At 40.1% G+C, this 25698-nt stretch carries 33 protein-coding genes; 11 read left to right on the top strand and 22 right to left on the bottom strand.

What is annotated here, in order from left to right; all coding sequences use genetic code 11:
* Nucleotides 1-15: 15 nt before the first annotated feature.
* A complete protein-coding gene (locus ID12_RS13540; RefSeq protein WP_025207404.1) occupies nucleotides 16-363 on the top strand; it encodes a hypothetical protein in 348 nt (115 codons plus the stop codon).
* Between the two features lie 29 nt (nucleotides 364-392).
* Entirely contained in the window at nucleotides 393-518 is a 126-nt protein-coding gene (locus ID12_RS19605) for a hypothetical protein (protein ID WP_008343787.1), read from the top strand.
* Between the two features lie 54 nt (nucleotides 519-572).
* On the opposite strand, the gene parC is transcribed toward ID12_RS19605, so the two are convergent.
* From parC to ID12_RS13525, 3 genes are all read right to left on the bottom strand, one after another.
* A complete protein-coding gene (gene parC / locus ID12_RS13535) occupies nucleotides 573-3014 on the bottom strand; it encodes a DNA topoisomerase IV subunit A (RefSeq protein WP_025207403.1) in 2442 nt (813 codons plus the stop codon).
* A gap of 2 nt (nucleotides 3015-3016) precedes the next feature.
* Complete coding sequence (parE, locus tag ID12_RS13530) at nucleotides 3017-4984, bottom strand: DNA topoisomerase IV subunit B (protein ID WP_025207402.1); 1968 nt, start codon at nucleotides 4982-4984, stop codon at nucleotides 3017-3019.
* A gap of 415 nt (nucleotides 4985-5399) precedes the next feature.
* On the bottom strand, nucleotides 5400-5813 hold the full coding sequence (locus ID12_RS13525) for a CoA-binding protein (RefSeq protein WP_017367328.1): 414 nt from the start codon (nucleotides 5811-5813) through the stop codon (nucleotides 5400-5402).
* Nucleotides 5814-5967: 154 nt separating this feature from the next.
* Between ID12_RS13525 and plsY the strand changes: the two genes are divergently transcribed.
* Entirely contained in the window at nucleotides 5968-6549 is a 582-nt protein-coding gene (gene plsY, locus ID12_RS13520) for a glycerol-3-phosphate 1-O-acyltransferase PlsY (protein WP_008343794.1), read from the top strand.
* A gap of 95 nt (nucleotides 6550-6644) precedes the next feature.
* Nucleotides 6645-6932: a HesB/YadR/YfhF family protein gene (locus tag ID12_RS13515; protein WP_008343795.1), complete on the top strand. Its 288-nt coding sequence runs from the start codon at nucleotides 6645-6647 to the stop codon at nucleotides 6930-6932.
* A gap of 41 nt (nucleotides 6933-6973) precedes the next feature.
* Here ID12_RS13515 and ID12_RS13510 read toward each other — a convergent pair whose 3' ends face one another.
* The 7 genes from ID12_RS13510 to acnA form a co-directional block, all read right to left on the bottom strand.
* A complete protein-coding gene (locus ID12_RS13510; RefSeq protein WP_007499327.1) occupies nucleotides 6974-7282 on the bottom strand; it encodes a hypothetical protein in 309 nt (102 codons plus the stop codon).
* 3 nt (nucleotides 7283-7285) lie between these two features.
* Nucleotides 7286-7708, bottom strand: a complete 423-nt coding sequence (locus ID12_RS13505; RefSeq protein WP_025207401.1) for an acyl-CoA thioesterase — start codon at nucleotides 7706-7708, stop codon at nucleotides 7286-7288.
* 103 nt (nucleotides 7709-7811) lie between these two features.
* The gene (tlp, locus tag ID12_RS13500; protein ID WP_017359579.1) at nucleotides 7812-8054 is read right to left on the bottom strand and encodes a small acid-soluble spore protein Tlp; all 243 of its coding nucleotides are present in this window, start codon (nucleotides 8052-8054) and stop codon (nucleotides 7812-7814) included.
* 15 nt (nucleotides 8055-8069) lie between these two features.
* Complete coding sequence (locus ID12_RS13495; RefSeq protein ID WP_008357830.1) at nucleotides 8070-8213, bottom strand: acid-soluble spore protein N; 144 nt, start codon at nucleotides 8211-8213, stop codon at nucleotides 8070-8072.
* Nucleotides 8214-8264: 51 nt separating this feature from the next.
* Entirely contained in the window at nucleotides 8265-8390 is a 126-nt protein-coding gene (locus tag ID12_RS19045; protein WP_003211002.1) for an FbpB family small basic protein, read from the bottom strand.
* Between the two features lie 76 nt (nucleotides 8391-8466).
* Nucleotides 8467-8970 carry a TlpA disulfide reductase family protein gene (locus ID12_RS13490; protein WP_025207400.1) on the bottom strand — a complete coding sequence of 168 codons (504 nt, stop codon included), beginning with the start codon at nucleotides 8968-8970 and terminating at the stop codon, nucleotides 8467-8469.
* A gap of 66 nt (nucleotides 8971-9036) precedes the next feature.
* Entirely contained in the window at nucleotides 9037-11766 is a 2730-nt protein-coding gene (gene acnA, locus ID12_RS13485; protein ID WP_025207399.1) for an aconitate hydratase AcnA, read from the bottom strand.
* A 220-nt stretch (nucleotides 11767-11986) separates the two neighbouring features.
* Here acnA and sspO point away from each other — a divergent pair, with 220 nt between their 5' ends.
* The 4 genes from sspO to ID12_RS13465 all read left to right on the top strand — a co-directional run bounded on the left by sspO (nucleotide 11987) and on the right by ID12_RS13465 (nucleotide 13477).
* Nucleotides 11987-12133 carry a small acid-soluble spore protein O gene (sspO, locus tag ID12_RS13480; RefSeq protein ID WP_017359581.1) on the top strand — a complete coding sequence of 49 codons (147 nt, stop codon included), beginning with the start codon at nucleotides 11987-11989 and terminating at the stop codon, nucleotides 12131-12133.
* Between the two features lie 17 nt (nucleotides 12134-12150).
* On the top strand, nucleotides 12151-12297 hold the full coding sequence (locus tag ID12_RS13475; RefSeq protein WP_003211331.1) for a small acid-soluble spore protein P: 147 nt from the start codon (nucleotides 12151-12153) through the stop codon (nucleotides 12295-12297).
* A gap of 102 nt (nucleotides 12298-12399) precedes the next feature.
* Nucleotides 12400-12789, top strand: coding sequence for an Hsp20/alpha crystallin family protein (locus tag ID12_RS13470; protein WP_025207398.1), 390 nt, complete (start codon nucleotides 12400-12402; stop codon nucleotides 12787-12789).
* Between the two features lie 259 nt (nucleotides 12790-13048).
* Nucleotides 13049-13477 carry a DUF2621 domain-containing protein gene (locus tag ID12_RS13465; protein ID WP_007499335.1) on the top strand — a complete coding sequence of 143 codons (429 nt, stop codon included), beginning with the start codon at nucleotides 13049-13051 and terminating at the stop codon, nucleotides 13475-13477.
* A 22-nt stretch (nucleotides 13478-13499) separates the two neighbouring features.
* Here ID12_RS13465 and ID12_RS13460 read toward each other — a convergent pair whose 3' ends face one another.
* Together ID12_RS13460 and ID12_RS13455 are read right to left on the bottom strand one after the other, a co-directional pair.
* Nucleotides 13500-13982, bottom strand: a complete 483-nt coding sequence (locus tag ID12_RS13460) for a CcdC family protein (protein ID WP_007499337.1) — start codon at nucleotides 13980-13982, stop codon at nucleotides 13500-13502.
* 94 nt (nucleotides 13983-14076) lie between these two features.
* Entirely contained in the window at nucleotides 14077-14784 is a 708-nt protein-coding gene (locus tag ID12_RS13455; RefSeq protein ID WP_007499338.1) for a cytochrome c biogenesis CcdA family protein, read from the bottom strand.
* A 208-nt stretch (nucleotides 14785-14992) separates the two neighbouring features.
* On the opposite strand from ID12_RS13455, the gene ID12_RS13450 reads away from it, so the two are divergent.
* Nucleotides 14993-15166: an aspartyl-phosphate phosphatase Spo0E family protein gene (locus ID12_RS13450; RefSeq protein ID WP_369810454.1), complete on the top strand. Its 174-nt coding sequence runs from the start codon at nucleotides 14993-14995 to the stop codon at nucleotides 15164-15166.
* 268 nt (nucleotides 15167-15434) lie between these two features.
* On the opposite strand, the gene ID12_RS13445 is transcribed toward ID12_RS13450, so the two are convergent.
* The 6 genes from ID12_RS13445 to yneA all read right to left on the bottom strand — a co-directional run bounded on the left by ID12_RS13445 (nucleotide 15435) and on the right by yneA (nucleotide 19851).
* Entirely contained in the window at nucleotides 15435-15653 is a 219-nt protein-coding gene (locus ID12_RS13445; RefSeq protein WP_003212379.1) for a YneF family protein, read from the bottom strand.
* Between the two features lie 84 nt (nucleotides 15654-15737).
* The gene (sirA, locus tag ID12_RS13440) at nucleotides 15738-16184 is read right to left on the bottom strand and encodes a sporulation inhibitor of replication protein SirA (protein WP_007499339.1); all 447 of its coding nucleotides are present in this window, start codon (nucleotides 16182-16184) and stop codon (nucleotides 15738-15740) included.
* A gap of 198 nt (nucleotides 16185-16382) precedes the next feature.
* A complete protein-coding gene (gene tkt, locus ID12_RS13435) occupies nucleotides 16383-18386 on the bottom strand; it encodes a transketolase (RefSeq protein ID WP_025207397.1) in 2004 nt (667 codons plus the stop codon).
* Between the two features lie 188 nt (nucleotides 18387-18574).
* Nucleotides 18575-18805 (bottom strand): DUF896 domain-containing protein, encoded by a 231-nt coding sequence (locus ID12_RS13430; protein ID WP_008343816.1) that lies wholly within the window; start codon nucleotides 18803-18805, stop codon nucleotides 18575-18577.
* A 69-nt stretch (nucleotides 18806-18874) separates the two neighbouring features.
* On the bottom strand, nucleotides 18875-19522 hold the full coding sequence (locus ID12_RS13425) for a YneB family resolvase-like protein (RefSeq protein WP_025207396.1): 648 nt from the start codon (nucleotides 19520-19522) through the stop codon (nucleotides 18875-18877).
* 17 nt (nucleotides 19523-19539) lie between these two features.
* Nucleotides 19540-19851 carry a cell division suppressor protein YneA gene (yneA, locus tag ID12_RS13420; protein WP_007499348.1) on the bottom strand — a complete coding sequence of 104 codons (312 nt, stop codon included), beginning with the start codon at nucleotides 19849-19851 and terminating at the stop codon, nucleotides 19540-19542.
* Nucleotides 19852-20010: 159 nt separating this feature from the next.
* Here yneA and lexA point away from each other — a divergent pair, with 159 nt between their 5' ends.
* Nucleotides 20011-20631 (top strand): transcriptional repressor LexA, encoded by a 621-nt coding sequence (gene lexA, locus ID12_RS13415; protein WP_007499350.1) that lies wholly within the window; start codon nucleotides 20011-20013, stop codon nucleotides 20629-20631.
* 47 nt (nucleotides 20632-20678) lie between these two features.
* Here the strand turns inward: lexA and ID12_RS13410 are convergent, their stop codons facing one another.
* Nucleotides 20679-21122 (bottom strand): hypothetical protein, encoded by a 444-nt coding sequence (locus ID12_RS13410; RefSeq protein ID WP_008343821.1) that lies wholly within the window; start codon nucleotides 21120-21122, stop codon nucleotides 20679-20681.
* A 296-nt stretch (nucleotides 21123-21418) separates the two neighbouring features.
* Here ID12_RS13410 and ID12_RS13405 point away from each other — a divergent pair, with 296 nt between their 5' ends.
* Nucleotides 21419-21961 carry an IseA DL-endopeptidase inhibitor family protein gene (locus ID12_RS13405; RefSeq protein ID WP_017367324.1) on the top strand — a complete coding sequence of 181 codons (543 nt, stop codon included), beginning with the start codon at nucleotides 21419-21421 and terminating at the stop codon, nucleotides 21959-21961.
* A 32-nt stretch (nucleotides 21962-21993) separates the two neighbouring features.
* Here the strand turns inward: ID12_RS13405 and ID12_RS13400 are convergent, their stop codons facing one another.
* From ID12_RS13400 to ID12_RS13390, 3 genes are all read right to left on the bottom strand, one after another.
* Nucleotides 21994-22842: an STAS domain-containing protein gene (locus ID12_RS13400; protein WP_017367323.1), complete on the bottom strand. Its 849-nt coding sequence runs from the start codon at nucleotides 22840-22842 to the stop codon at nucleotides 21994-21996.
* A gap of 143 nt (nucleotides 22843-22985) precedes the next feature.
* Nucleotides 22986-23366: a NucA/NucB deoxyribonuclease domain-containing protein gene (locus ID12_RS13395; protein ID WP_224559893.1), complete on the bottom strand. Its 381-nt coding sequence runs from the start codon at nucleotides 23364-23366 to the stop codon at nucleotides 22986-22988.
* 227 nt (nucleotides 23367-23593) lie between these two features.
* A complete protein-coding gene (locus ID12_RS13390; protein WP_050827296.1) occupies nucleotides 23594-25588 on the bottom strand; it encodes a glycosyltransferase family 39 protein in 1995 nt (664 codons plus the stop codon).
* Nucleotides 25589-25698 lie beyond the last annotated feature (110 nt).

The following is a 25698-nucleotide window of genomic DNA, read 5'->3' as shown; positions in this document are numbered from 1 at the left end:
GAAGGGGTGAGAAAAATGAAAAAAAATATGCTGTTAAAATTAGCAGTCTTATTCATAGCACTTGCAAGTTTTCATTTGTTCTCAATGCCTCATTCCGTTCAGGTATACCATCATGCAAAGGTGGTTGCTGATCAAGAATCACATGAAATGAAAATCATTCAGACAGCAGGCGATGAAAAGAAACAAAAACATGTGAACGCAGTATTTGCGGCATTTACAGCACTGCTAGTCATTGGCAGTATGGCAGCTGGATTTGCACGCATCACTTATACTGATCGATTTGACCGGAAAAAGAAGCATTTACTTGCAGTGTTCTACCAGTCTTCGAATTTCCGAGTGGCTCGTGTTAACCCAACCATTTAAATCAAACAAAAATTGGGAGGTTTTACACGATGTTATTTTTCTTAAGAGTATTCATTCTAGGTCTGTTCTCTGTCACTTCACTTTCTCTTTTCGTTTACCAAGGAATTGAAGTAGTGCATGCCATTACAAGCATGTTTGGCAATCACGAGAGTTAAATTGACCTCATCATAAAAACCCCCCTGCCTTACGCAGGGGGGTTTTCGTTTTGCTTATTTATTGTCATCTTGGTCAGATGCAGCAGGTGATAAAAGAACTTGAGTTACTTCTCCCTGCTCTTCCTCATCTAAAATAAACGATCCATTGCTATAACGATCATTTGCCCTTAGTGTGGAAATATCGAGCGGGATCGTGGCACCCTTTTCCGTATCAATCTCAAGTGTATCATGCAGTGAAGCAGCAATCACAGCAACAATTCTGTGAGGGTTTTTCTTTAATTCTCTTAGCATGATCACTCCACGTTTTGCTCTTGATGTCTTATCAAATTCAGAGAGGTTCATTCGCTTCACAGCACCTCTTTGTGTCGTGAGAACAAGCACATTGTTCTTCGGATCAATGATTTGTCCAGAGACCACCTCATCTCCGTCCTTCAAATTGATGCCTTTCACACCAGCCGCTCTCGGACCGACCACACTCACTTCTTCTTCATCAAACCATAATCCATAGCCATTTTTCGTCGCAATAAACAATTCTTGCTGACCTGTTGTAACATGAACATCTACAAGTTCATCATCACCTTTTAAATTCAAGGCGACAAGCGGTTTTGAATAGCGCTGCGCTTTATATTGGAGAAGCTCTGTTTTCTTCACCATACCGCCTTTTGTGAAGAACAAGAGATACGATGATTCATCGAATTCTTTAATTGGGATCGCTTTTTGAATGGTTTCATCGCGATCAATCGAAATAATATTCGTTATGTGCTGCCCCATGTCTTTCCAGCGTATATCTGGCAACTGATGAACTGGACAGTAAATGTAGCTCCCTTTATTCGTAAATAGCAGAAGAACATCTGTTGTATTCATTTCAAACTGGTGAATCAGTCGGTCTGTATCCTTCATACCGAAGTCCTTACCGTTTGATGCAGCATAGGAGCGCTGGCTCGTCCGTTTGATGTATCCATCCTTTGTGACTGTGACGTACACGTCCTCTGATGCGATCATCACTTCAAGGTTAATCTTAATTTCTTCAATTTTTTCCTCAATGACGGATCGTCTTTCATCAGCATACGTCTTTTTCAACTTCTTCAAGTTGTTCGTAATGACTTTAAACAGCTTCTTCTCATTCGCTAAAATGTCTTCAAGCTCTGCAATTCGCACGTCAAGCTCTCTTGCTTCGTCTCTTAGTTGAGTGATATCTGTATTTGTTAAACGATATAACTGGAGAGAAACAATCGCTTCTGATTGAGCTTCTGTAAAATCATATTTCTCCATCAAATTGTTTTTCGCATCACGCTTATCATTAGACGAACGAATCGTCGCAATGACTTCATCTAAAATGGAAAGAGCTTTAATTAATCCATCTACAATATGATGACGTTCTTTTGCTTTTCGAAGCTCGTATGCTGAGCGGTTCGTCATCACTTCTTTTTGATGAGCAATGTAAGCGTCTAGTACAGTTGTAAGCGTCATTAAAGTCGGTCTTCTGTTATGTATCGCGACCATATTAAAGTTATAAGGGATTTGCAGATCAGAATTTTTATATAAGAAATTCAAGACACCATTCGCATCCGCTTCTTTTTTCAGCTCTACAACAATCCGAAGGCCGGTACGGTCCGTCTCATCCCGAACTTCAGAAATCCCTTCTACTTTTCTTTCAATGCGGAACTCGTCCATCTTTTTGACAAGATTGGCCTTATTCACTTCATAAGGAATTTCTGTGATCACGATTTGCTGGCGTCCACCGCGGATGGTTTCAATCTCCGCTTTTCCGCGAATCATAATCTTTCCTTTTCCTGTTTCATATGCCTTCTTAATTCCATCCACACCTTGAATGATCCCGCCTGTTGGGAAATCAGGCCCTTTGATGACTGTCATTAAATCTTCAACCGTACAATGCGGCTGTTCAATTCGCTTAATCACGCCATCAATCACTTCTCCTAGGTGGTGCGGTGGAATATCAGTCGCATAACCGGCTGAAATCCCTGTTGACCCGTTCACAAGAAGGTTGGGAAACATCGCTGGTAAGACAACAGGCTCTTTGCTTGTATCATCAAAGTTCGCGACAAATTCGACCGTCTCCTTGTCGAGGTCTTTTAAAAGCTCTGATGCAATTGCAGAAAGCCTTGCTTCCGTATAACGCATGGCAGCAGGAGGATCTCCGTCGATACTCCCGTTATTTCCATGCATCTCAATCAGCACATTTCGCACTTTCCAATCCTGGCTCATTCTCACCATTGCTTCATAAACAGAAGAATCACCATGCGGATGATAGTTACCAATTACGTTACCGACTGTTTTGGCAGCTTTACGGAAGTTTTTATCTTGTGTATTTCCTTCCGCATACATTGCATATAAAATTCTTCGTTGTACAGGCTTTAATCCATCACGTGCATCTGGAAGTGCACGATCTTGGATAATATATTTACTATAGCGACCAAAACGGTCCCCAATCACTTCTTCTAACGGTAAATCATGAAATCGTTCTTGTTGTGCCATGTTTAAACCTCCTCAGCTAGCGACAAGTTTTCATTTTCAAGAATGTTGCTTTCCTCATCAAGTCCAAAGGCGACATTCTTTTCAATCCATTTACGGCGTGGTTCTACTTTGTCACCCATCAGTGTCGTGACGCGGCGCTCCACCCGTGCAGCATCATCGATCTTCACCCTGACAAGCGTTCTCGACTCTGGATTCATTGTCGTTTCCCATAGCTGGTCGGCATTCATTTCACCTAAACCTTTATAGCGTTGAATCGTATATCCTTTTCCAACTTTCTTTAGTACATCATCCATTTCTTCATCAGACCAAGCATATTCAATGACTTCTTTCTTCCCTGAGCCTTTGCTAACTTTATATAAAGGCGGAAGGGCAATGAATACTTTGCCATGCTCAATCAGCGGCTTCATATAGCGGTAGAAGAATGTAAGCAATAGAACCTGAATATGCGCGCCATCTGTATCAGCATCTGTCATGATGACAATTTTGTCATAATTGATGTCTTCTACATTAAAATCGACACCAACCCCGCCGCCAATGGCATGGATAATGGTGTTGATTTCTTCGTTTTTGAAAATATCCGCAAGCTTTGCTTTCTCTGTATTAATGACCTTTCCTCGAAGCGGCAGCACCGCTTGGAATTTTCGATCACGTCCTTGCTTGGCTGATCCACCAGCAGAGTCGCCCTCTACTAGATACAGTTCATTTCTTGCCGGGTTTCTAGATTGAGCAGGTGTTAATTTTCCGCTGAGTGTTGCTTCAGATTTTTTCCGTTTCTTGCCGCTCCTTGCTTCTTCTCTTGCTTTTCTAGCCGCTTCTCTTGCCTGCTGCGCTTTAATCGCTTTTTTCACAAGCAGTGTCGCCGTTTCGCGGTTTTCTTCAAGAAAATAAGCCAATTTTTCAGAAATCACGGCATCAACAGCTGACCTTGCCTCACTCGTTCCAAGCTTTCCTTTTGTTTGTCCTTCAAATTGAAGAAGTTCTTCAGGAATTCTGACAGAAATAACAGCTGACAGGCCTTCACGAATATCTGTACCTTCTAAATTTTTGTCTTTTTCTTTTAAAAGGGTCACTTTGCGTGCATATTCATTAAAGGCTCTCGTCATGGCCGTTTTTGCACCAGACTCATGCGTACCGCCATCTTTGGTTCTTACGTTATTGACGAACGACAAAATATTTTCTGAATATCCGTCGTTAAATTGAAAGGCAAAATCGACTTCAATGGACTGATGTTCGCCTTCAAACGAAACGACTTCACTAAGTACATCCTTTTCCTCGTTTAAATAAGCAACGAACGCTTCAATACCTGTCTCATAATAAAAGGTTTCCTGCACATTATGGCGCTCATCAATCAGCTCTATTTTTAGCCCTTTTAATAAAAAGGCTGATTCTCTTAAACGCTCTGATAATGTATCAAAATTATAGGTGGTGACACTGAACATCGTTGGATCTGGCTTAAAATGAATCAGTGTACCGGTCTTTTTCGTTTTCCCGATTTTTTCAAGTGATGTGACTGGCTTGCCGCCATGTTCAAAGCGCTGGTGATAAATAAATCCATCGCGTTCTATCGTCACGGTGAGCCACTCTGAAAGTGCGTTCACAACGGACGCCCCAACCCCGTGAAGTCCACCACTTGTTTTATAACCGCCCTGACCAAATTTTCCGCCTGCGTGCAGGACCGTTAAAATGATTTCTGGTGTCGGTTTTCCAAGCTTATGCATACCAGTAGGCATTCCGCGTCCTTTATCTTGGACGGAAATGCTGTTATCTTTATGTATTTTGACAATGATATGATCTCCATGGCCAGCGAGCACTTCATCGACAGAGTTGTCTACAATCTCATAGACAAGGTGATGAAGACCTCGTGAATCCGTCGATCCAATATACATCCCTGGGCGTTTACGGACGGCTTCAAGCCCCTCTAGCACCTGAATAGAATCATCGTTATAATCTACTTGCTGCTTTTTAACCAAATGCTTAATCCCCTTTCACTAACAAACATAACCGGCTAATCATCAATGATCTCTCTAGATTTTAATGATGATCATGCTGCTCATTACTGTCCACTTTAATAAGCTGCATCATCACCATGCATGTGTGATTCAGCGATACATGCTCTTATGCACGGTTATGAGAATGTTCTACATTCTGCAATCAGAACTAGAAGTCCATTATAAACAAGACTGTTTCATAAGCCAAATGCAATCATATGATGGTTTTAGCAAAACAGAACAAATGTTCTATATTTATCTTATCGCTCTTTTTCTCGATATGCAAGGTCACCGATAGGTCCCTGTCGCCTTATTTTATCGCTTTCTTCTAGAATCGCAAATATATTTCTGCAACAAAAAAGCAAAAATCCTTGAAAAAACAAGGATTTTTGACGATTTAATGAGTTTTTGTCATCGCATGAGCCACTTTGATACATAAGTCCATGATGGCGACCTTGCCATTTTCCTCAATCAGCCTTTTTGCCTCTTCATGATATACGCCTTGCTGCGCCCAAAAAACAGGTGCGTCTATTTCAAGAAATTCTTTCGCCACCTCAGGCAAAAACTCAGAACGTCTAAAGACATTGACGATATCAACAGGCCCTTCTATGTCTTTTAAAGAGGCGACCGCTTTTACCCCAAGTGCTTCATCAATCGTTGGATTGACAGGAATGATGTCATAACCGGCATCCTGCATGGCTTTTGAAACCATATAAGACGTTCGGTGCGGCTGATCTGACAAACCAACAACCGCAATTCGCTTACTGCTTTTTAATATACGCCCAATTTCTTGTTTTGAAGGATGATTCATCCAGACACTCCTTTTCTTCTATTTTAGCGAATTTCTTGTTAAAAACAAAGCTGAATTCATCGGCCATCGTTTTTTTCAAAAAAAGATCGCCATGTTTTTCATAAGATCATGTTAAAATGTAAGACAAGAGGGAGAATATAAAGGAGTTATGCAGATGTTAATTGCTTTGATGTTTATTTTGGCTTATCTTCTCGGCAGTATTCCATCAGGTCTCATTGTCGGGAAAGCTGCAAAGGGAATCGATATCCGTGAACATGGCAGCGGGAACCTAGGTGCGACGAATGCATTCCGTACACTGGGTGTGAAAGCAGGGTCCATCGTTATCACTGCTGATATTTTAAAAGGGACTCTTGCTTCGGCTTTACCGTTTTTCATGCAACTGGACATTCATCCCTTATTAGCAGGAGTGGCTGCTGTTATCGGTCACAGCTTTCCTGTCTTTGCAAAATTTAAAGGGGGAAAAGCGGTCGCTACATCAGGCGGCGTGCTGTTATTTTATGCCCCGTTCTTATTTATCACGATGATCGCTGCTTTTTTCTTATTTTTATACATTAGTAAATATGTTTCATTATCATCTATGCTGACTGGGATCTACACATTCATTTACAGCATATTCACCCAAGATCTATTTTTAATTATTGTTGTTGCTGTTCTTGCTGGCTTTGTGATCTTCAGACACATCGCCAACCTCAAACGAATTCTCAACAAAACTGAACCGAAAATCAAATGGCTTTAGCCGTTTCATCAATTTAAATATGTGGTAAAAGAAAGAAAAGCTGTTTTTGCATCCTGCATTTAAAAACAGCATGACTTCAAAAAGGGGCGATCACATTGAAATTAACGATAAAAGATGATGCACTCAATTGGTACAAGAATGAACTGGATTTAGAAAAAGGTGATCATGTTCGCTTTTTTGTCAGATATGGCGGGTGCAGTAATGTACAAAAAGGCTTTTCTCTCGGCGTCGCAAAAGATGAACCTCAAAATGCCGGCGCAACCGCTGAAGTAGAAGGCATTACTTTCTTCGTGGAAGAAAGTGATATTTGGTATTTTGACAACCATGATCTGCATATTGATTATAACGAGTCCGTGAAAGAACCAGAATTTCATTATGAATAAACAAAAAAGATACCTCATCCCTCGGGTATCTTTTTTGTTTATCACTCAATATAAAGTCCATACTCCTGAATGTTTCCTAATGACCGCTCTTTTTGCAAAATCCGTTTTTGCGAATCACCGATGAGATCAAAATGAGGAAAACCTTCGCGAACATGGATCCATTCTTTCTTTAATCCATGCTTCTGTCCCCAAGCGATTAATTGTTCTATATCCTGACAGGCTGCCTTTGTGACAGTGTTCGCATGCGGAAAACGGTCATCAAGCCAATAGTGTGTCAAAAAGGCCACATTCCCTTGCCGAACAGCTGATTTCCAAGCATTCAAATCTCTTCTTTTAATTCCAAATGCCATGAATCAAACCTGCTTCTTGGACTGTTCGTATACGCTGTGCCATGCAGGGAAAGCTTTTCTAAATTGAATCGGTCTAAAGGTTTCTTTGTCCACACAAATATGTGAGGTGGTCCCTGTAATAGCCGTTTGTCCATCAGGTTTTTGTATTTCATAGCCATACACTGTTTTCACGCCGTTATATTCTTCAATCCATGTGTGAACTGTAGCCGTTTCACCGTACAGTAGTGGTTTCTTATATCGAACCTGAAGATCGACAACAGGTGCAAGGACACCGTCTGCCTCTAACTGGGCATAGGAAAAGCCTAATTCTTTAATTAACGCTGTTCTGCCGACTTCCATCCAGATTAAATAGTTGGCATGATACACAATACCCATTTGATCTGTTTCTGCATAACGGACTTCTATTTCTTTTTTAGATACATACACGTTTTCATCGCTCTCCTATCAAAACCTAACGTCTCTGACATTTTACCACATTCCAAATGGTTCTTCTAAAAAGAGGCAATAAAATAAACCAGGAATCCCTGGTTTATTCAGTGTAACCGCTCTTTCTTGCTGCTTCCTCGTCCTTTATTTCAGAACGCATTGCGTCAATACTTGTTCTACGGTTTTCATTTTTTTGCTTGATCATCTGCTTTTCTTCCTCTGTTGAAAGACCCATTGCTGCTTCAGATTCATCAATATTTTCAAGTGTGTTTTCGATCATATCCTGCAGCTTCTCAACATTGTCAGAACGATCATCTGGATTGGATTGATATGACTTGTCATTCATCATGCTTCCCTCCTATTATTCGCCCTTCGTCTGTATCACATCAGGCTGTTCATTCGATTTATTATGCATCTTTTTGCCTTTATTTCGTTTGTATGCTACAGGTTTTGTCCCTAAATGGTCTGGTGTAAACTGCGCTTGTTTATCATGCTCTCTACCCATCATTCATCCCTCCCTCTTCTTTAGGATGAACGAAAAAGGATAAATCATAACTTATTTCTGCCTAAATCGCTCTTCCAACTTTTCTTCAAGCTGGTTTAAAAATTCCTCATTGCTTAATAATTCTTTTTTATTTTCAAGCACAAGTTCTTCAAATGTACGGCGCTTTCTTCTTCTCATGTCTATCACCACCTCCACTCTGTTCATACCATTTTCGCCAAAACATTTAGAAAATAAGCAAAAAAGAGCTGAATCATTATAGATCCAGCTCTTTTTCAATTTCTTTTTTTGTGAGCATTTGATGCTTTACAGACAGGATACGCCCTTTTTCATCTAGTATGTATGTCGTCGGATAGGAAAGTACCTGATATCTCGCTTGAATACCTTTTTGATCTAATAAAACAGGAAAACTGACCTTAAGTTCATCAATAAATGAGGCGACGTGATCCACACTCTTTTCAGTGTTCGTCAAATTCACCGCTAGTACCTCAACTTGGTCATTTTTACTTCTAATTGCATCTAGATCTGGCATTTCTGTTCGGCAAGGCTTACACCATGTCGCCCAAAAATTGAGGAGTACTTTTTTCCCTCGATAATCAGATAACGATGCCGTTTTGCCATCAAGGGTTTTGAGCTCAAAATCAGGGGCTTTGTCCCCTGTTTCAAGACCGATGGCAGGTTCTTTTGGTCCGAATACATTCCACGCAAGTAAACCAATCAACACAAGTAAAACAGCGCTTGCCATTCCTTTTTTCCACATGATTGATCCTCCACTATGTTAAAAAAGAAGAGAAAGCTGTCTAAGCGCCTTCTCTTCTTTGCTTTATTAGTTGCTTGCCAATTTTTCACGCAATACCATTTGAAGGATACCACCATGGCGGTAGTAGTCAATTTCGACTTCACTGTCAAAGCGAACAATTACTTCAAATGTTTTCTCGTTGCCATCTGTATCAATTGCTTTTACAGTGACAAGATCACGCGGACGAACTGTTTCATCAACATCTACTTCAAATGTTTCTGTTCCTGTTAGTCCATAAGTTTCTGCACTTTCACCGTCTTTAAACTGTAAAGGAAGTACGCCCATGAAGACAAGGTTACTTCTGTGGATACGCTCAAAGCTTTCCGCTAGAACGAATTTAATTCCAAGAAGATTTGTTCCTTTTGCAGCCCAGTCACGAGAAGAACCCATTCCGTAATCTTTACCTGCTAAGATCGCAAGACCAGTTCCATCTTCTTTATAACGCATGCATGCATCATAAATGGATGTCACTTCACCAGTTGGCCAGTACGTTGTATACCCGCCTTCTGTTCCTGGTGCGATTTGGTTCTTAATACGGATGTTTGCAAAAGTACCTCTCATCATAACATGGTGGTTACCACGGCGAGATCCGTATGAGTTAAAGTCTCTAGGCGATACGCCTCTTTCTTGCAAGTATTTACCTGCAGGTGTGTCTTTACCAATCGCTCCAGCAGGAGAAATATGGTCTGTTGTGACAGAGTCACCAAACTTCGCCACTACGCGCAATCCTTTAAGTGGTTCAACTTTACCAGGTTCAACTGATAAGTTTTCGAAGAATGGCGGGTTATCAATGTATGTGGAATTTTCATCCCATTTATACAATGCATCGTCTGTCGTTTTAATTTCATTCCAGCGGTCATTGTTGTCAAAAACAGTTTCATACTCTGAACGGAATAGCTCAGGTGTGACAGTGCTTTTCACGACGCTGTTGATTTCATCCATTGATGGCCAAATGTCATTGAAATAAACGTTCTCGCCATTTTTATCGACACCGATCGGATCTTTTGTTAAATCAATATTCACCGTACCAGCAAGTGCATAAGCCACAACTAATGGTGGAGATGCAAGGTAGTTTCCTTTTACAAGCGGGTGGATACGACCTTCGAAGTTACGGTTACCTGATAAAACAGAAGTGATCAGCAGATCATTTTCAGAGACAGCATCTTCAATTTCTTTTTCAAGCGGTCCTGAGTTTCCGATACATGTTGTACAGCCATACCCAACAATGTTAAATCCGAGGTCTTTTAAGTATGGAAGAAGTCCTGAGTTCACGAGGTATCCTGTTACAACCTTAGAACCTGGCGCTAGTGACGTTTTCACGTAGTTTGGCACCTTCATGCCAAGCTCACTTGCTTTCTTCGCAACAAGACCTGCTCCGATTAAGACGTATGGGTTCGATGTATTCGTACAGCTCGTAATCGCTGCAATCGCAATCGCACCTGTCTTCATCACAGCTTTTTCACCATTTGCTAGATCAAATTCGATTTGTTTGTCTAGCTCTGATTTTTCTAAGCCAAACCCTTGGTTACCAGCTGGGCTTTCAATGTGCTGATGGAACGTTTCTTTCATTTTAGAAAGTGGAATCAAATCTTGTGGACGCTTTGGACCAGATAAGTTTGATTCAATTTGAGAAAGATCAATTTCCACAACATCTGTAAAAATTGGCTCTTCTGCATCTGGCGTATAGAATAAGCCATTTGCGCGAGAATATTCTTCAACGATATTAATTTGCTCTTCATCACGTCCAGTAAGGCGAAGGTAAGCTAGCGCTTCTTCATCTACTGGGAAGAATCCGCAAGTAGCACCGTATTCTGGCGCCATGTTCGCAATTGTTGCACGATCTGCTAACGGCAATTGTGCAACACCAGGTCCGAAGAACTCGACGAACTTGTTCACTACGCCTTTTTCACGAAGAACTTGTGTCACTTTTAAGGCAAGGTCAGTTGCAGTTGTTCCGTTTGGAAGCTCTCCAACTAATTTAGCACCAATAACTTCTGGTACTGGGAAGTATGAAGGCTGACCAAGCATACCAGCTTCTGCTTCGATACCGCCAACGCCCCATCCAAGTACACCGATACCGTTAATCATTGTTGTATGTGAGTCAGTACCAACTAATGTATCTGGGTAAGTGATGATCTCGCCATCTTCTTCGATTGCATGAACAACACTTGCAAGATACTCTAAGTTCACTTGGTGAACGATCCCTGTTGCAGGCGGAACAGCTTGATAATTGTTAAACGCTTTCTTTGCCCAGCTAAGGAAGTTATAACGCTCTGCGTTACGTTCGAATTCTAAATCCATGTTAATGTTTAATGCATCTTCAGTTCCAGCTTTATCGACTTGTACAGAGTGGTCAATGACCAGGTCAACTGGAATTTCAGGGTTGATTTTATCTGGGTCTCCGCCCACATCTGCCATTGCTTTTCTTAAAGAAGCAAGGTCAACGACAGCTGGCACACCCGTGAAGTCTTGTAAAATAACACGAGAAGGTTTAAATGGAACATCAATTTCTTTTACCTCGGCAGTTCCCCATTTTGCCAAGTTTTCAACGTGTTCCTTTTTGATCACTCTACCGTCTACTTGGCGAAGCACTGATTCTAAAAGTACCTTAATGGAATAAGGCAGCTTAGAAACATTTCCGATTCCTTGTTTCTCTAGTGCTTCTAGCGAATAATAGTGATACGTTTTCCCATTTGTCGAAAACGTTTTTCTAGATTGAAAAGCGTCTTGTTTAGCGACTTGCTGCTGTTTCGACATGTCCAAAATCCCCCTTTTGATGATCAAGATCAATTTCAATTCTCAGAAAAATCGTCGTATTTCACCACAATTTTCTCACAATTTCATCTTAAAACAAATTCATACATAAGTAAATAACAATGCTTTTATTAAATTCAATAAGTTTAGCTTATCACAAGGAAATGATTACTCTTCATAAACTGAGCAGCACGGGTTCATACTAATGCTGAGGTGATAGAACATGACAAAAAGAAAAGCAAATCATGTCATTGACGGCATGAACGCAGCCAAAAGCCAAGGAAATGGTGCAGGTTATATAGAAAATGATCAGCTCGTTTTAACAGAAGAACAAAAGCAAAACAATAAAAAGCGTAAAAAAAACCAATAAGAAAGGAGTGAGAAATGATGACGAACAAAAACACAGGGAAAGACATACGTCAAAACTCTCCTAAAGAGCATCAAGGCGGGCAGCCTGAGCCACTATCAGGCAGTAAAAAAGTGAAAAATCGCAACCATACAAGACAAAAGCACAATTCACATCATGATATGTAAACATTTTCTCTAAAGCCCGTGACCAAACGGGATGTTTTAGGTCCTTCACACATTTCAGCTTTCATCATAAGATTTATTATGAGATGTGATGGAGGAGTGTTTATGGAGAATGAAAAGCAAGTGAATTCCTCTGATTTTCTTGAAATAGATGATTGGCTGAATGTATTAATGGACGATCCTTTTGCATGGTATGACGAACAGCTCCCAATCGATCTTTATGAAACGAGCCGTGATTATATTATTGAGATCGACCTCTCCACCCTATCGATCACTGATTTAAAACTGACCTTTTCCGGATGTGAGCTCATCCTCGCTTATTTGATTGATGAAAGAGAACAGCCGATTGAAAAAAGTGTAATGCTCCCTTTTTATTTGAACGACAAAGACATTGATACAGATTACGAAAACAGAATCATATCAATCAAAATCAAAAAGGATGCCCATCGTCAAGACGGAGCATTTTCCTTTCAAATGCCGCACTTCAAACATTAAGAGCCCGCCTGTATACAGGCGGGCTCTCTTCCGTTCGTTTCAAGTCAATACCTTGTGCGAACCACCATGGCCAAATAGTAGAGTCGCTATACAATAATGTATTCCTTTTCTACTAAATGGTTTGGGTCATTCTAGTAAATGGGCGCCTCTTTATCAAAAAAGGCGTATATAGAGAAAAAACACATACATTTTTGTTATTTTCTTCTACCTTCCCTTCATGTAAAATAGAGTAGAGAGAAGGGATATAGGGAGTGAGAACATGTTAAGCGGCTGGTTTTTGTGGTTCATTTTATTTTGGGGTACAGTGATGATTGGATTACTAGCAATCGGTGGCTTTTTTATGTTTCGCAAGTTTTTAAAACGATTGCCGAAAGAAGACGGGAAATCAGAGCTTGATTGGCAGGATGAATATATTCAAAAGAGCCTGCACCTATGGCGCGATGAAGACAAACAGCTATTAAATGAGCTAGTATTACCGGTTCCAGAGCTGTTTAGAGACGTCGCCAAAGAAAAAATCGCCGGTAAAATTGGCGAACTGGCACTTAAAGAACAAGCGGCCAGCATTAATTTAGACTTAATCATTCGCGGCTATATTATCGCTACACCGAAGCGGGATCATAAATTTCTACTAAAGCGCCTTCAAGAAAAAAAGATCGACCATTCGCCATATGAATCTTTATTAAAATAACCTCCTTTTTAAAAAAGGAGGTTTAATTTATTTGGGCCTGCTGCAGATCTAATTGTTTAGACATCTTTCTAAACGACAAATACATCGCAACCCGCCAAGGAACAATCATGCCAAAGGCTAGAATCCAAAACATCCCGCTAAGCGCACCATAATCAATGGAAGAGCTTAAAATCGTCTTCATTCCGATACGAAGGACAAGAAGCCCAATGAGAATAAACACAAATGCTTTTGAACGCTTCAAATAGATTTCATTACCTCTAATTTCAAATTTCGATGTTTTAATTAAAAAGATAGAGAAAAACATCCCTACAGTAATCGCCTCTAAAAATTCAGCTCCAGTTACTTGAAACATTGGCACAAAAAACATCAGTGCACCAGTGCTCATAAAGATAGGAGGTAATATAATTTTTTTCGCGGTTGCAGGTTTTGCAGATGATTTAATGCGAATAAACATGACGGCTACCGCCATACATACCGCCACTATAGAAGAAATTATGATCATCATATCAAATCATTCCTTTATTCTTTAAGGTCAGCCTATGTATAATATACTCCAATTGACGAAAAAAAACCATTCGCCGCGACTGTAGAAAACGATTTCAAAAACCCGTAAATCCTCCAAATAATGATGAGAACATAATAATGATCCATGTCAGAAGATCAAAGAACAGCAAGATCCCTACTACGATCATAATAATCCCGCCAGTTTTCATGATGAGCTGCTGACGCTTTCTGATCCAAGCCATTTTTGTGATGAAAAAGGAAAGAACAAAAAATGGGATAGCAAAACCTAATACATACGCAATCATATAGGTCACAGCGGACTCTGGCTTGTTGCTGGCAAGTGTGATGACAGCTGATAAAATCGGGCCGGTACATGGTGTCCAACCAGCAGCAAAACCCATTCCGATGAGAATCGATCCAAAAAAACCGGCTGGACGATTTTTAAACTGCAACCTCTTTTCTCCCATTAAAAAAGAAGGCTGAAATACACCAAGAATCATAAAGCCAAAGAGAATAATAAGAATGGCACCAATTTGACGAATCGCATCTTGATATTCAATGAAAAACTTCCCAACAAACGATGTCCCAAATCCAATGGCAATAAAAATGAGAGAGAACCCAATTAAAAAGAATAATGTATGAAGCAGACTTCTTCTTCTCAGCATCACCTTCTCAGATTTCACTTCATCTATACTAACGCCCGTAATATAGGATAAAAAGGCTGGATAAAGTGGCAGACAGCACGGTGAGATAAAAGATAGAAACCCTGCTCCAAACGCTAAAAAGTAATTCAAATCTGACAAAAGAACACCCCCTTCTTACAATATACAATATGAGATGACAAATTCATTTCATTTTTTTTACATCATCTCAATAAAGATGGTCTAATCTCTTAAAACCTTATATAATTTAATTTGACATCAAGATACCAAACCCTTTAAATTTGAAAATAAACCTTAAAATGGATATAATAGAATCGATTCTTTTTATCAAGATTTGCATGAAAGGAACATGACTTTGGTAAAAACATCATTATTAACCCAAATTGAAGAAAAAAGAGAAGAGCTGATGAAAGTTGTCTTGCATAATGGGATGACATCAACAGTGACCATCGAACATAGCCAGCAGCTAGATCATCTCCTCTTACAATATCAACGACACTTACACTCAAACTCAGCCAACTAATGATATCTCAAGATAGAAACAAATGCCGCACGATTTTAGAAAAGTTGATATGTGTGACAATAAAAGAAACGAAAACCTCTGCTCACAGGGGTTTTTTGTTTTGTCTTTAACGGACGGTTCACGGCAAAATAAAAACCACTTTCCCTGCTTTATTCATGCAAGTACAGTGGTTTTATGCGTCTGATGAAGGTGACTTCAATAAAGAAAGGGCATCGCTTGTCCAATCTTTAGGGACCATGTTCCATCTATGATCATAATAACGTACGTATTATTTCGCTTGGTTGTTCATGGCTTTCATCATTTGATTGATTTTCTTTTGGGACGGTTTCATGCCCATTTGCATCATCATCATTCGAAGCATTTGTTCATTAATTGGTGGATTCTTTTTCAAGTAGCTCATCATATACTTACGAGCAATAAAGAATCCGAGTGCAACTCCTGCAAGCAGTGCAACAACGCCTACAAGGATGACAACCCATAAATCCATAATTCTTCCTCCTTCATGTTGTCTCGTATAAAGTGTACTAAACAAAAGGCTATTATACAACATTTCACGTTCAATTTTATTTTTTTAAACAAAATTCCTCACTTTTACCGGATTGAGCCACCCATGCTTCTTTGATCCAAAGTCCATAGCCAGGAAACAAGGACTAATTTTTCTGAGTACTTCAAAAAACACCGCTTCTGCCTCATAACTGCCTGTGGCAGACATTTGAATGTAACGGTCTTTTATAATGAATGCGGCTGTGCCTTTTCCATCTGGTAGCGATGCACTGTATATTGAGCCTATTTGTGTATAGTGAATGTTGGTTAAATTGTTCATTAAACGCTGGTGCATATGAAAAGCAGGGATTCGTTTCGTTACATAATCCACTTGCTTAACAAGCATGACTAATTCGTCATCACTGCGGTTCGTCCAGTGTAACGATTCAAACAAATGAAACAAAATAGATTCTCTACCAAAATAATGATGAGCAAACTCATCCTCAATCCAATAAATATAATAATGGCGTTCCATGTCTATCCCTTCCTTTCACATTTCGTCAATCTCGCTTATTGCTTGTATTATACAAAAATGTGAAAGAAAGAATTGTCTATATATGAAGCAAGAAGAAACTAGTTTTGTCAAAAAAACAAGAAAAAAGAAAAAAGTTTGCAGAGCATAGTGAAAAGCTCTGCAAACCGACTGCAAAAAAGCATGATGCTTGGAGACTGATTATTTATTCAGCTTTGCTTTTACGCGGCTCACCACGTTGCTGACAGTGAAACCGTATTTTTCAATAATGGTTTCGCCTGGTGCAGAAGCGCCAAATTTATCAATCGCAATCACATCGCCATCAAGGCCAGTGTAACGTTCCCAGCCAAGTGAAGCACCCATTTCGATTGCAACACGTGCTCTCACTGCTTTAGGAAGAACGGACTCTTTGTATTCGTCTGACTGCTCATCAAAGCGATCCCATGCAGGTAAGCTCACGACAGAAACGCGAATGCCTTCTTTTTCAAGTGCTTTTTGCGCTTCAATGGCTAAACCTACTTCAGATCCTGAAGCAAGTAGAAGAGCTTCTGGCTGTGCATCAGCTGCTTCAACGACGACATATCCACCTTTTTCTACGCCTTCATACGCCTTCTCTGGTGATTGATCAATCGTTGGAAGGTTTTGACGAGTAAGAACAAGCGCTGTCGGTTTATTCGTTGAAGATACAGCAATTTTCCATGCTGCAGCTGTTTCGTTTCCATCAGCTGGACGAATAACAGAAAGGTTAGGCATCGCACGTAATGAAGCGAGCTGTTCAACTGGCTCATGCGTTGGTCCATCTTCCCCAACCGCAATACTGTCATGCGTAAATACATAAGTGACAGGAAGTCCCATTAATGCAGCAAGACGAATGGCAGGTCTTAAGTAGTCTGAGAAAACAAAGAATGTTCCGCCGAATACACGAAGTCCGCCGTGAAGTGCCATACCGTTTAATGCTGCACCCATTGCGAATTCTCTCACACCAAACCAAATGTTTCTGCCAGCGTAATTCTCTCTGCCAAAGTCAGTTGTATCTTTAATGGTTGTTTTATTTGATCCAGCAAGGTCAGCAGACCCGCCAATAAAGAATGGTACTTGTTTTGCAATGCCATTTAATACTTCTCCAGAAGAAGCACGAGAGGCAAGGCTTGAACCTGCTTCATAAACAGGAACCTCTTGATCCCAATTCTCAGGAAGTTTCCCTTCAATCGCAAGCTTCAGCTGAGCTGCTAGTTCTGGATATTCTTTTTCATATTGCTCAAACAGTTCATTCCACGCTGCTTCTTTTTTCTGTCCAGCGTCTTTAACAGCTGTTTTGAAATGATCGTACACTTCAGAAGGTACATGGAAATCTTCTTCAAACGTCCAAGAATAAGCTTCCTTCGTTAGCTTCGCTTCCTCACTGCCAAGCGGTGCACCGTGCACCCCAGACGTTCCCGCACGGTTTGGAGATCCGAAACCGATTGTCGTCTTCACTTCAATAAGTGTAGGTTTGTCTGTACTTTGTTTGGCTTTTTCAATGGCAGCCGTCACTTCGTCAATGTTATTGCCGTCTTTTACATAAAGAACTTCCCAATTCATCGCTTCAAAACGATTCTTCACATTTTCAGAGAAAGAACGATCGAGGTCGCCATCTAAAGAAATGTCGTTTGAATCATAAAGAACAATTAAACGGCCTAAGCCTAAATGACCAGCAAGTGAAGCAGCTTCAGAGGAAATGCCCTCCATTAAGTCTCCATCTCCGCAAATGCTGTATGTATAGTGATCCACAACATTAAAGTTGTCTTTGTTATACGTTTCTGCAAGATGTCTTTCTGCAAGTGCCATTCCTACAGCCATCGCAATCCCTTGTCCTAAAGGACCTGTTGTCGCATCTACGCCCTCAGTATGTCCAAACTCAGGATGTCCAGGTGTTTTGCTTCCCCATTGGCGGAATTGTTTTAAATCTTCGATGCTCAGATTGTATCCGCTTAAATGAAGCATGCTATATAAAAGCATAGAGCCATGTCCCGCAGATAACACAAAACGGTCTCTGTTAAACCAATTTGGATTTTGCGGACTTACGTTTAAGTGATTCGTCCATAAAGCGTACGCCATTGGTGCAGCGCCCATCGGCATTCCAGGGTGACCGGAATTCGCTTTTTCAATTGCGTCTATGGAGAGAGTACGTATTGTTGCAATAGATTTCAATTCAATCGTTTCCATATAAATCCCCTTCCGTATCTTGTGTACACCATTATCATAAATCTACTGTCCTTTTTTCACAACTATTTCACGCCGAAAAAGAAGGATTTTGTCACATTTAGTTTATCGATCACCTAAAAACTTATACAAATATGAAAAAAGATGAGAATATTCCTCCCATCTTTTCAAAAATCAAGAAATGATGACCTTTAATGAAGATTCTGGTCTCTTTCTCTTTTTAATTTTTCTGGTGTGACATCGTTTCCTTCTGGATCGACGATTTTCACGGTTTTAAGTGTATTTTTCATAGAAGAACGAAAAGCCTTTAAATATTCCTCTCTTAATTGCTTTTGTTCTGTTTTCTCAGCGTCCGACAAACCGGCCTCTTTCGACTTTTTTGAAAGCTCATTGATTCTTGCAAGCTGTTCTTTAGAAATCATGACAAACTCCTTTAAAACATTTTCTCTACATACTACTAAATATCAGTCATTTTTACAACAAATCACGCTTTAAGTCGCAAGCCCTTTTTCATATTCTTGGTACCTTCTATGGACGGTTGCTTTTGAAATGTCAAAACCAAGTGCCTGCAATGTCACTGCAATTTCAGCGAATGTCATGTTATTTTTTCTTAATCGAACAATTTCAGAAATCGGTACTTCAATACGTTCGCGGCCAGGCGCCTGTTCTTGGTGTTTTAAATTCAGTTCGGGTTGATACCCTCGCTCAACAGCTTTTTTCATCCCACGCTTAATTTTCAAATTATGAATTTTCCGCTGATACTCTTCTACAACGCCTACAATTTCAATGACCATTTCGTCTGCTTCTGAAAGCTCAAGCTCTCCTCTATGAAATACGCTGTACACCTTGACTTTCTCTTTAAACAGACAATGAAGAAGAGCGATTTTCGCCTGCCCTCTTCCAAGGCGTGTCTCATCTTGAATGAGAACAGCATCGATTTCTTCCTCTTTCAGCGTAGCCAGCATGTCAAAAACACCGTCACGATCAAGATCGTATCCACTCGCTTTTTCTTTAATCACTTTGACTACATTCATCTTGTGCGCTGCAGCTAAAGCAAGCAGTTCTTCTTCTTGTCTTTTAAGCGAGGTTTCTTGCTCTTCTTTGGCAGTACTTACTCTCGCATAAATGATTGCATTCATGTCTTCAATCGACCTTTCTACTGTACTGTTGCAAGTTGATATACGACTGGATGCTCTTTTTTAACTGGAATGACAAGGATGTCTCCAGGCTGGATGTCAGTTGAAGCGAGATCATTGTGTTCAGTTACCCAGTCAATAAAAGCATTTTTATCGATCGATTTACTGTCGTTTACTTGATCAGCTAATCCCCAAAGAGTATCACCTGATTGAACCTCTATTTTAACATATTGATTTGGATCATTATGGCTAGTGACTGCAATAAGTGAGAGAAATATGCCAACGATGAATGAGAATAGCCCAATAAAAATAATAGATTCCTTTAACCTCATAATGTCATCTCTCCTAATAGAATGTGTGTTCGTTCTTTCTGACACTCATTATAAATACGAACAAACGTTTCTGTCAAACGTTTTTTTCGAACCTATGTTTGTACTGTTAGGAAAAACATGCTATAATTTCTTTAAAATTGACGTTTTGAGGTGCAAAAGATGACGAAGCTATCAAAAAGACAACTCGATATCCTGAAATTCATAAAAGAAGAAGTAAAAAGCAAGGGTTATCCCCCATCCGTTCGTGAAATTGGCGAAGCTGTCGGTCTAGCATCAAGTTCAACTGTCCATGGACATTTAGCTAGACTAGAAACGAAAGGTTTAATTAGAAGAGACCCAACGAAACCTAGAGCGATCGAAGTACTAGATGAAGAGGAAATGAATATTCCAAAGAGCGCTGTAATGAATGTTCCAGTCATCGGAAAAGTCACAGCAGGCTTGCCTATCACGGCTGTTGAGAATGTAGAAGAATATTTCCCACTTCCAGAAACTTTTGCAGCGCCAGATGAACAAGTATTTATGCTTGAAATTATGGGAGAAAGTATGATCGATGCAGGTATTTTGGACAAAGACTACGTCATTGTGCGTCAGCAAAGCACTGCCAACAATGGAGATATTGTGGTGGCTATGACAGAAGAAGATGAAGCAACAGTGAAACGTTTTTATAAGGAAGATACACACTTTAGATTACAGCCCGAGAATCCATCAATGGAACCGATTATTTTACAGAATGTGAGTATACTAGGTAAAGTGATTGGCGTATTTAGAAATATTCATTAAAAAAAGCCGGTATTTCATCAACGTTTGATGAGAGCCGGCTTTTTCTTTTATGAACAAGAATATGCAAGAATACTAGAGCTTGGGAACGAGCCAAATGTAAAGTTCGGCCATATGAAACCCGTTGTACGGCCAAAAGGCTGCGAGGAAAGAACATACATGAGAAATACTTGACCGTTTCTAAGGAACACAATGGTCCACCTTCTATTACATCCAGCTGCAAATTGAACCGTTTGCTGGCTTCCGCCTACACTCTGCCCTGCAATGAGCGGCTGCATACTTTGAGGCTGAGAAACTGCTTGTTGATATTGCGAGATGATATGCTGCGGCGGGGCTGGCGGGACCGATTGTCCTCCTGCTCCTTGCCCTTGCCCAGTCCCTCCGAATGGCAAGCCGGGAAATCCTCCAACTTGAGAAATAGGAAACGCCGGCATGCTTTGTACCTGCCGATCGTACAAGTACCCATTCCACGTACCTTCATATGGATTATACATATTAAACACCACTTTCTTAGACATTCATCACGACAGTATATGTCATACATAAAAAAAGAGTGTTGAAGAGACAAATAGAAATCTTTCCAAAAGACGTTTTATTCTTCTTTAGAACGGTTAAATATTAATGAGGAAGAAAAAAATAAAAAAATGAAAACTTTTTGTCTCCCTCAAACGTTATATATGTAGAAAGAAAAGAAATAAAAAACATTTAGATTTAATACTTGTAATATCTCTGTAACTATTGTAACATTTGTAACATAAGAAGTTTTCATTGAGAAAAGGAGGCAATCGCCTTGAAAAAATTATTTGTTTTATTAACCGCTATTATGCTTATGATCTCATTACAAACAACAACACTGGCCGCTTCCAAAAAATCAGCCGCTTTGACAAATAAAGAAGCGTTACATATTGCCCTTGATGCAAGAGAACACTTTTGGAGTGCGATGTCAGGCTACAACATTAAAGAGCATTCAGATTACAAATTAAAATCATTTACTTATAAAGATATGACTTACAACTACCTGTCTAAAACATTTGATACAAAGAAAAAACTAAACAGCTATCTATCTCAAGTGTTCACAAAAGATGCCATTACTCACGGTTTAAAAGACTATCAGTTCATCGTTCATAAAGGTAAAATGGCTGTGCCAGTTGGTGACGGAGACAATATGCTTAATTGGGATAAGGCAACACCTAAACTCGTCTCTAAGAAAAGTACAATCCGCACATACGAATTCACAGTCCCAACACTTGATGGACGCAAAGTAAAACGTACTGTCACTTTCGAGAAAGTACAAAAGGATTGGAAAGTAACAAAAATTGACGCTGTGATCTAAATAAAAACCAGGCCGTTTACTAGGCCTGGTTTTTATATGGATGAAAATTCAGTCATACGATCTAAAGCGTGAGCAAGTGATGAAGCCGTTTGAAATTCATTAAAAGGCAGTCCAAGCTGTACAGCCGTTTGAGCAATTTCTGGTCTAATGCCTGAAATGGTCGTATCAACCCCAATTAACCGAAGTGACGTGACAAGATCAAAGATTTGATGTGCTACCATCGTATCAATGATGACGACACCTGATAAATCAATACATAAATGTTGAACACCTTTTTGCGAACACTGTTTTAATGTATTTTCTAAGATAATCTTTGCTCGCGCAGTGTCAATATCTCCAACTAAAGGCAATAAGGCAACATGACTTTTTAACACAATGACTGGGGAACTCAGCTCATAAATCATGTCTCTTTGTGCAACGAGTTTATTGGTGGTATTTTTCACATATTGCTGAATAAAGACATGAATTGAAATGTTAAATGCCTCAGATATCAAATCATACCAATAAAATATTCGGTCAATGTCAATATCACCTTGATGCTGTTTTATAAACTCTTTTAAGTAATGAAGAACCACTCTTTGATTGGACATATACTCTCTCACGACGTAATCTAATGGCGTGTTCAAGTGCTTCGGATCACTTGCTAAGTCTTCAGACCATTTTTTAAATTTCGTATGTAAATACGTCTTGTCTTCAATAAGTGCGCGTATAAAATGCTGATAATAATCTTGATTTTGCCGTTTTAGCTCTGCTATGATGCTGGAATCTGTTGAACGATAAATGGATTCTGGATCATCATCCTCAATTGATTCATACCATGTTTCAGTCAGTTTCTCTGCATGTTGCATGAAAAAATCGTATAATGCACGGTTCTTTTCCATAAGCATATGTCCCTTCACATTTTCTACTTGTCAGTCTTTGTACCTGATGGATTGATTGTACCACTGAATCTTTTGTACCTGCTAGCTCGAATACGCTCCTGTTGAACAAAAAGAGCCCCTCTCAAGGAGCCTCTTGTCTATGTTTATTTGACAATAAATAAAATTCGTTTCCCGTCAGGATACCCACTGATTTGATGCCCGACCCATGAACCAGCGCCTCTATTATCTGATGGACTGACATATTGAACGCTCGCCCCCTTTCCTCCTTCAAGACACACCGCCATCGGCCATTCATCCCGGTCAAAACCAGGTTTTGTGGGAATTCCTTTTAATGATTCTTGCCTGCGGGCATCTGCCCCATTTCGGTCAATGGTACACACGTCTGAGTGTCCTTTTCGAATAGCTTCTTGAATATGACTGCCTGTTTCAGGATACCGTTCCTTAGGAAATTGAATCACATGATCATAACGATCTGCCCCTTTTGCGGAACGATCCTCTCCAAAACCACCTAATAACGCACCCATCCAAATGACAAAACAAAGAACGACAGCAGCGATCCAGCCTTTTCTCATCTTCAAAAGCTCGTGACCTCCTCATACTTTTGATGAAATGATGTTGACTTGAAGGAAATGAGTCATTTTTAATGTATGAGTGGCTGCGTGATGACATGTGAAAAACATGAGCTGAATCTGCCTAGCAAAAGATTCATAAGAAAAAGCGAATGATTTCTTCATCATTCGCCTTGTTCTACTTAAGATATTTCATCTACTCTATATAATGTTTCGTTTTGTGAAGACATCTTGGACGGCATCCCCTCTTCAGCTGATGAGGATCGTTTATATTCTTCAGATGAGATGACTGTACCATGTGATTTAATCCAGCTCACCAATTTGCTGTTAGCTGATGACTGATTGTCTGGTAATAAAAAGTATTTCACCTTTCCTTGTTGAATAAGTGCTTTTAATTTGTTGACAGTCAAAATAGGATCTGTCCCATTAAAACCGCCTAAGGCCATGACATTCTCATCTTCATCAATGATATATGGCGCTGCGGTAACAGTCGTAAGCGTTGCAAATAAATACGTTTCTCCTGTTTGATGCGCCTTTAAATAAGTGAGTAAGCCTTGATCGACACTAGATGTAAACATGTTCCCTCCTCGTGAACTAGCCAGCTGTACACCTGCCTCTGGAAGAACAGCATTTCCACCATATATGATTGGGGTGGCGGACCAAAAACCTGGAAACAGTAACAGCGTTGTCAAAGCAGTGATGAGCAGTCGTTTCATGATCAATTGTTTTTCTCTATACATCAGCAATAGGATAGCAATACTTGTTCCCGCAATCGCAATGGCATACATCCAAATACTACTGATTTGAGTCGTATAGTTACTCAAAATATACCCTTGGAAGATGGCTGTAACAGCGATTGCTGCTGGAAGCAAATACGCAGATACTCCTTTGTTAGCCTTAAATAACTCTCCCAGCTTCTTAGCTCCTATGCCGCATAGTGCTGCAATAGGCGGGGCAAGCATAATGAGATAGTAATGGTGAAAGAAACTCGCAATACTAAAGAATCCGGCAGCAGGAATCAGCCATGCTGTCCAAAACATCGTTTGTTTCCATTCATTTAATTGAGCTTTTCTCTCCTTCCACCAACTGATGATCCTCCCTAAAAGCCCAAACAAAGCAAACGGCAGCATCCAGCTGATTTGACCTGACAATGCAGATTGAAATAAACGAAATATACCGGGATTCCCCGTGCCATACATATTCATACTTTGTTGACCTACAGCACTTCCAGACGGAGAACCACCATCTGGACCATGTTGAGGTGGCGTCATTTGATTTTGGGGTGGCGGCGGCTGATTTCTGTTTGACTGATCCTCTGACGAATCGCCTAATCCAGAATTGTCTGGCATCACCATACCTGCTTGCTGGTTCATGTCACCAAAGGATTTCCCTGTCGTCTGACCAAGCAGCCGTTCCGTGCCGTTATACCCAAAGGCAAGTTCTAACACTGAATTTGTTTGACTGCTTCCCACATAAGGGCGCTCACTTTCAGCTGTCATATCTACAGTAACTGCCCACGATAGAGATAAGCAGGCTAATACGACCATAGAGCATAAGAGCGAGAAAATTTTCTTTTTTAACGGTACGCGAGCAGCAATAAAATAGTAGAAAATAAATGCTGGAACGACCATAAACGCTTGCAGCATCTTCATATTAAATCCTACCGCTACCAAAGCGAAGGCCATAAGAAGCCAGCGCATCTTTCCGCTTTTTACAGCACGCATTAAGAAATACGTACCCGCAAGTAATGTGAAGACGAGCATACTGTCTATATTGTTTGTTCTGCTCACAGCTGCGGCAATTGGCGTGAGAGCCATAACGGCCGCTGACACCCTTGCAGCACCTTGACCGAAAGCCGGTTTTATCATGAGATAAAGAAGAAGAACAGATCCCACTCCAGCAAGTGCCTGCGGCAATATCACACTCCATGTATGAAAACCAAAAATAAGTGCACTGATGGTTTGAATCCATAAAACGACGGGTGGTTTATCAATTGATACGAATCCAGCTGCATCAAATGAGGCATAAAAAAAGTGATGGAAGCTTTTGGACATACTTTTGACTGCAGCTAAATAATATTGATTGGCACTGTCATTCTGCCAAATTTGATAAGTGTAGAGAAAAGCTGCAATCAATAAAATCAACAACAATATCATATCTATTTTTTTATTTTTCACTCATATCTCTTCTTTCTTTTTCATTTATTTCATTCAGCATAGCTTGTAAATATGAAATAGTGATGAACAAAAAAAGAAACTTTTCTGCATTTGACGATAAAAAAAGCCTG

The sequence above is a fragment of the Bacillus altitudinis genome, from assembly GCF_001191605.1.
In the GTDB taxonomy this organism is placed as follows: Bacteria; Bacillota; Bacilli; order Bacillales; family Bacillaceae; genus Bacillus; species Bacillus altitudinis.
Note: the sequence above shows the minus strand (reverse complement) of the source record. Positions and strands in the feature narration are given on the sequence as shown.

Bases quoted from the DNA above. Each gene is read 5' to 3' on its own strand.
- ID12_RS13540 (WP_025207404.1), top strand. From the start codon at position 16: ATGAAAAAAAATATGCTGTTAAAATTAGCAGTCTTATTCATAGCACTT.
- ID12_RS19605 (WP_008343787.1), top strand. From the start codon at position 393: ATGTTATTTTTCTTAAGAGTATTCATTCTAGGTCTGTTCTCTGTCACT.
- parC (WP_025207403.1), bottom strand. From the start codon at position 3,014: ATGGCACAACAAGAACGATTTCATGATTTACCGTTAGAAGAAGTGATT.
- ID12_RS13525 (WP_017367328.1), bottom strand. From the start codon at position 5,813: ATGAATCATCCTTCAAAACAAGAAATTGGGCGTATATTAAAAAGCAGT.
- plsY (WP_008343794.1), top strand. From the start codon at position 5,968: ATGTTAATTGCTTTGATGTTTATTTTGGCTTATCTTCTCGGCAGTATT.
- ID12_RS13510 (WP_007499327.1), bottom strand. From the start codon at position 7,282: ATGGCATTTGGAATTAAAAGAAGAGATTTGAATGCTTGGAAATCAGCT.
- tlp (WP_017359579.1), bottom strand. From the start codon at position 8,054: ATGAATGACAAGTCATATCAATCCAATCCAGATGATCGTTCTGACAAT.
- ID12_RS13495 (WP_008357830.1), bottom strand. From the start codon at position 8,213: ATGGGTAGAGAGCATGATAAACAAGCGCAGTTTACACCAGACCATTTA.
- ID12_RS19045 (WP_003211002.1), bottom strand. From the start codon at position 8,390: ATGAGAAGAAGAAAGCGCCGTACATTTGAAGAACTTGTGCTTGAAAAT.
- ID12_RS13490 (WP_025207400.1), bottom strand. From the start codon at position 8,970: ATGTGGAAAAAAGGAATGGCAAGCGCTGTTTTACTTGTGTTGATTGGT.
- acnA (WP_025207399.1), bottom strand. From the start codon at position 11,766: ATGTCGAAACAGCAGCAAGTCGCTAAACAAGACGCTTTTCAATCTAGA.
- sspO (WP_017359581.1), top strand. From the start codon at position 11,987: ATGACAAAAAGAAAAGCAAATCATGTCATTGACGGCATGAACGCAGCC.
- ID12_RS13475 (WP_003211331.1), top strand. From the start codon at position 12,151: ATGACGAACAAAAACACAGGGAAAGACATACGTCAAAACTCTCCTAAA.
- ID12_RS13470 (WP_025207398.1), top strand. From the start codon at position 12,400: ATGGAGAATGAAAAGCAAGTGAATTCCTCTGATTTTCTTGAAATAGAT.
- ID12_RS13465 (WP_007499335.1), top strand. From the start codon at position 13,049: ATGTTAAGCGGCTGGTTTTTGTGGTTCATTTTATTTTGGGGTACAGTG.
- ID12_RS13460 (WP_007499337.1), bottom strand. From the start codon at position 13,982: ATGATGATCATAATTTCTTCTATAGTGGCGGTATGTATGGCGGTAGCC.
- ID12_RS13450 (WP_369810454.1), top strand. From the start codon at position 14,993: ATGACTTTGGTAAAAACATCATTATTAACCCAAATTGAAGAAAAAAGA.
- ID12_RS13445 (WP_003212379.1), bottom strand. From the start codon at position 15,653: ATGGATTTATGGGTTGTCATCCTTGTAGGCGTTGTTGCACTGCTTGCA.
- sirA (WP_007499339.1), bottom strand. From the start codon at position 16,184: ATGGAACGCCATTATTATATTTATTGGATTGAGGATGAGTTTGCTCAT.
- tkt (WP_025207397.1), bottom strand. From the start codon at position 18,386: ATGGAAACGATTGAATTGAAATCTATTGCAACAATACGTACTCTCTCC.
- ID12_RS13430 (WP_008343816.1), bottom strand. From the start codon at position 18,805: ATGATTTCTAAAGAACAGCTTGCAAGAATCAATGAGCTTTCAAAAAAG.
- ID12_RS13425 (WP_025207396.1), bottom strand. From the start codon at position 19,522: ATGAATGCAATCATTTATGCGAGAGTAAGTACTGCCAAAGAAGAGCAA.
- yneA (WP_007499348.1), bottom strand. From the start codon at position 19,851: ATGAGGTTAAAGGAATCTATTATTTTTATTGGGCTATTCTCATTCATC.
- lexA (WP_007499350.1), top strand. From the start codon at position 20,011: ATGACGAAGCTATCAAAAAGACAACTCGATATCCTGAAATTCATAAAA.
- ID12_RS13410 (WP_008343821.1), bottom strand. From the start codon at position 21,122: ATGTATAATCCATATGAAGGTACGTGGAATGGGTACTTGTACGATCGG.
- ID12_RS13400 (WP_017367323.1), bottom strand. From the start codon at position 22,842: ATGGAAAAGAACCGTGCATTATACGATTTTTTCATGCAACATGCAGAG.
- ID12_RS13395 (WP_224559893.1), bottom strand. From the start codon at position 23,366: ATGGGTGCGTTATTAGGTGGTTTTGGAGAGGATCGTTCCGCAAAAGGG.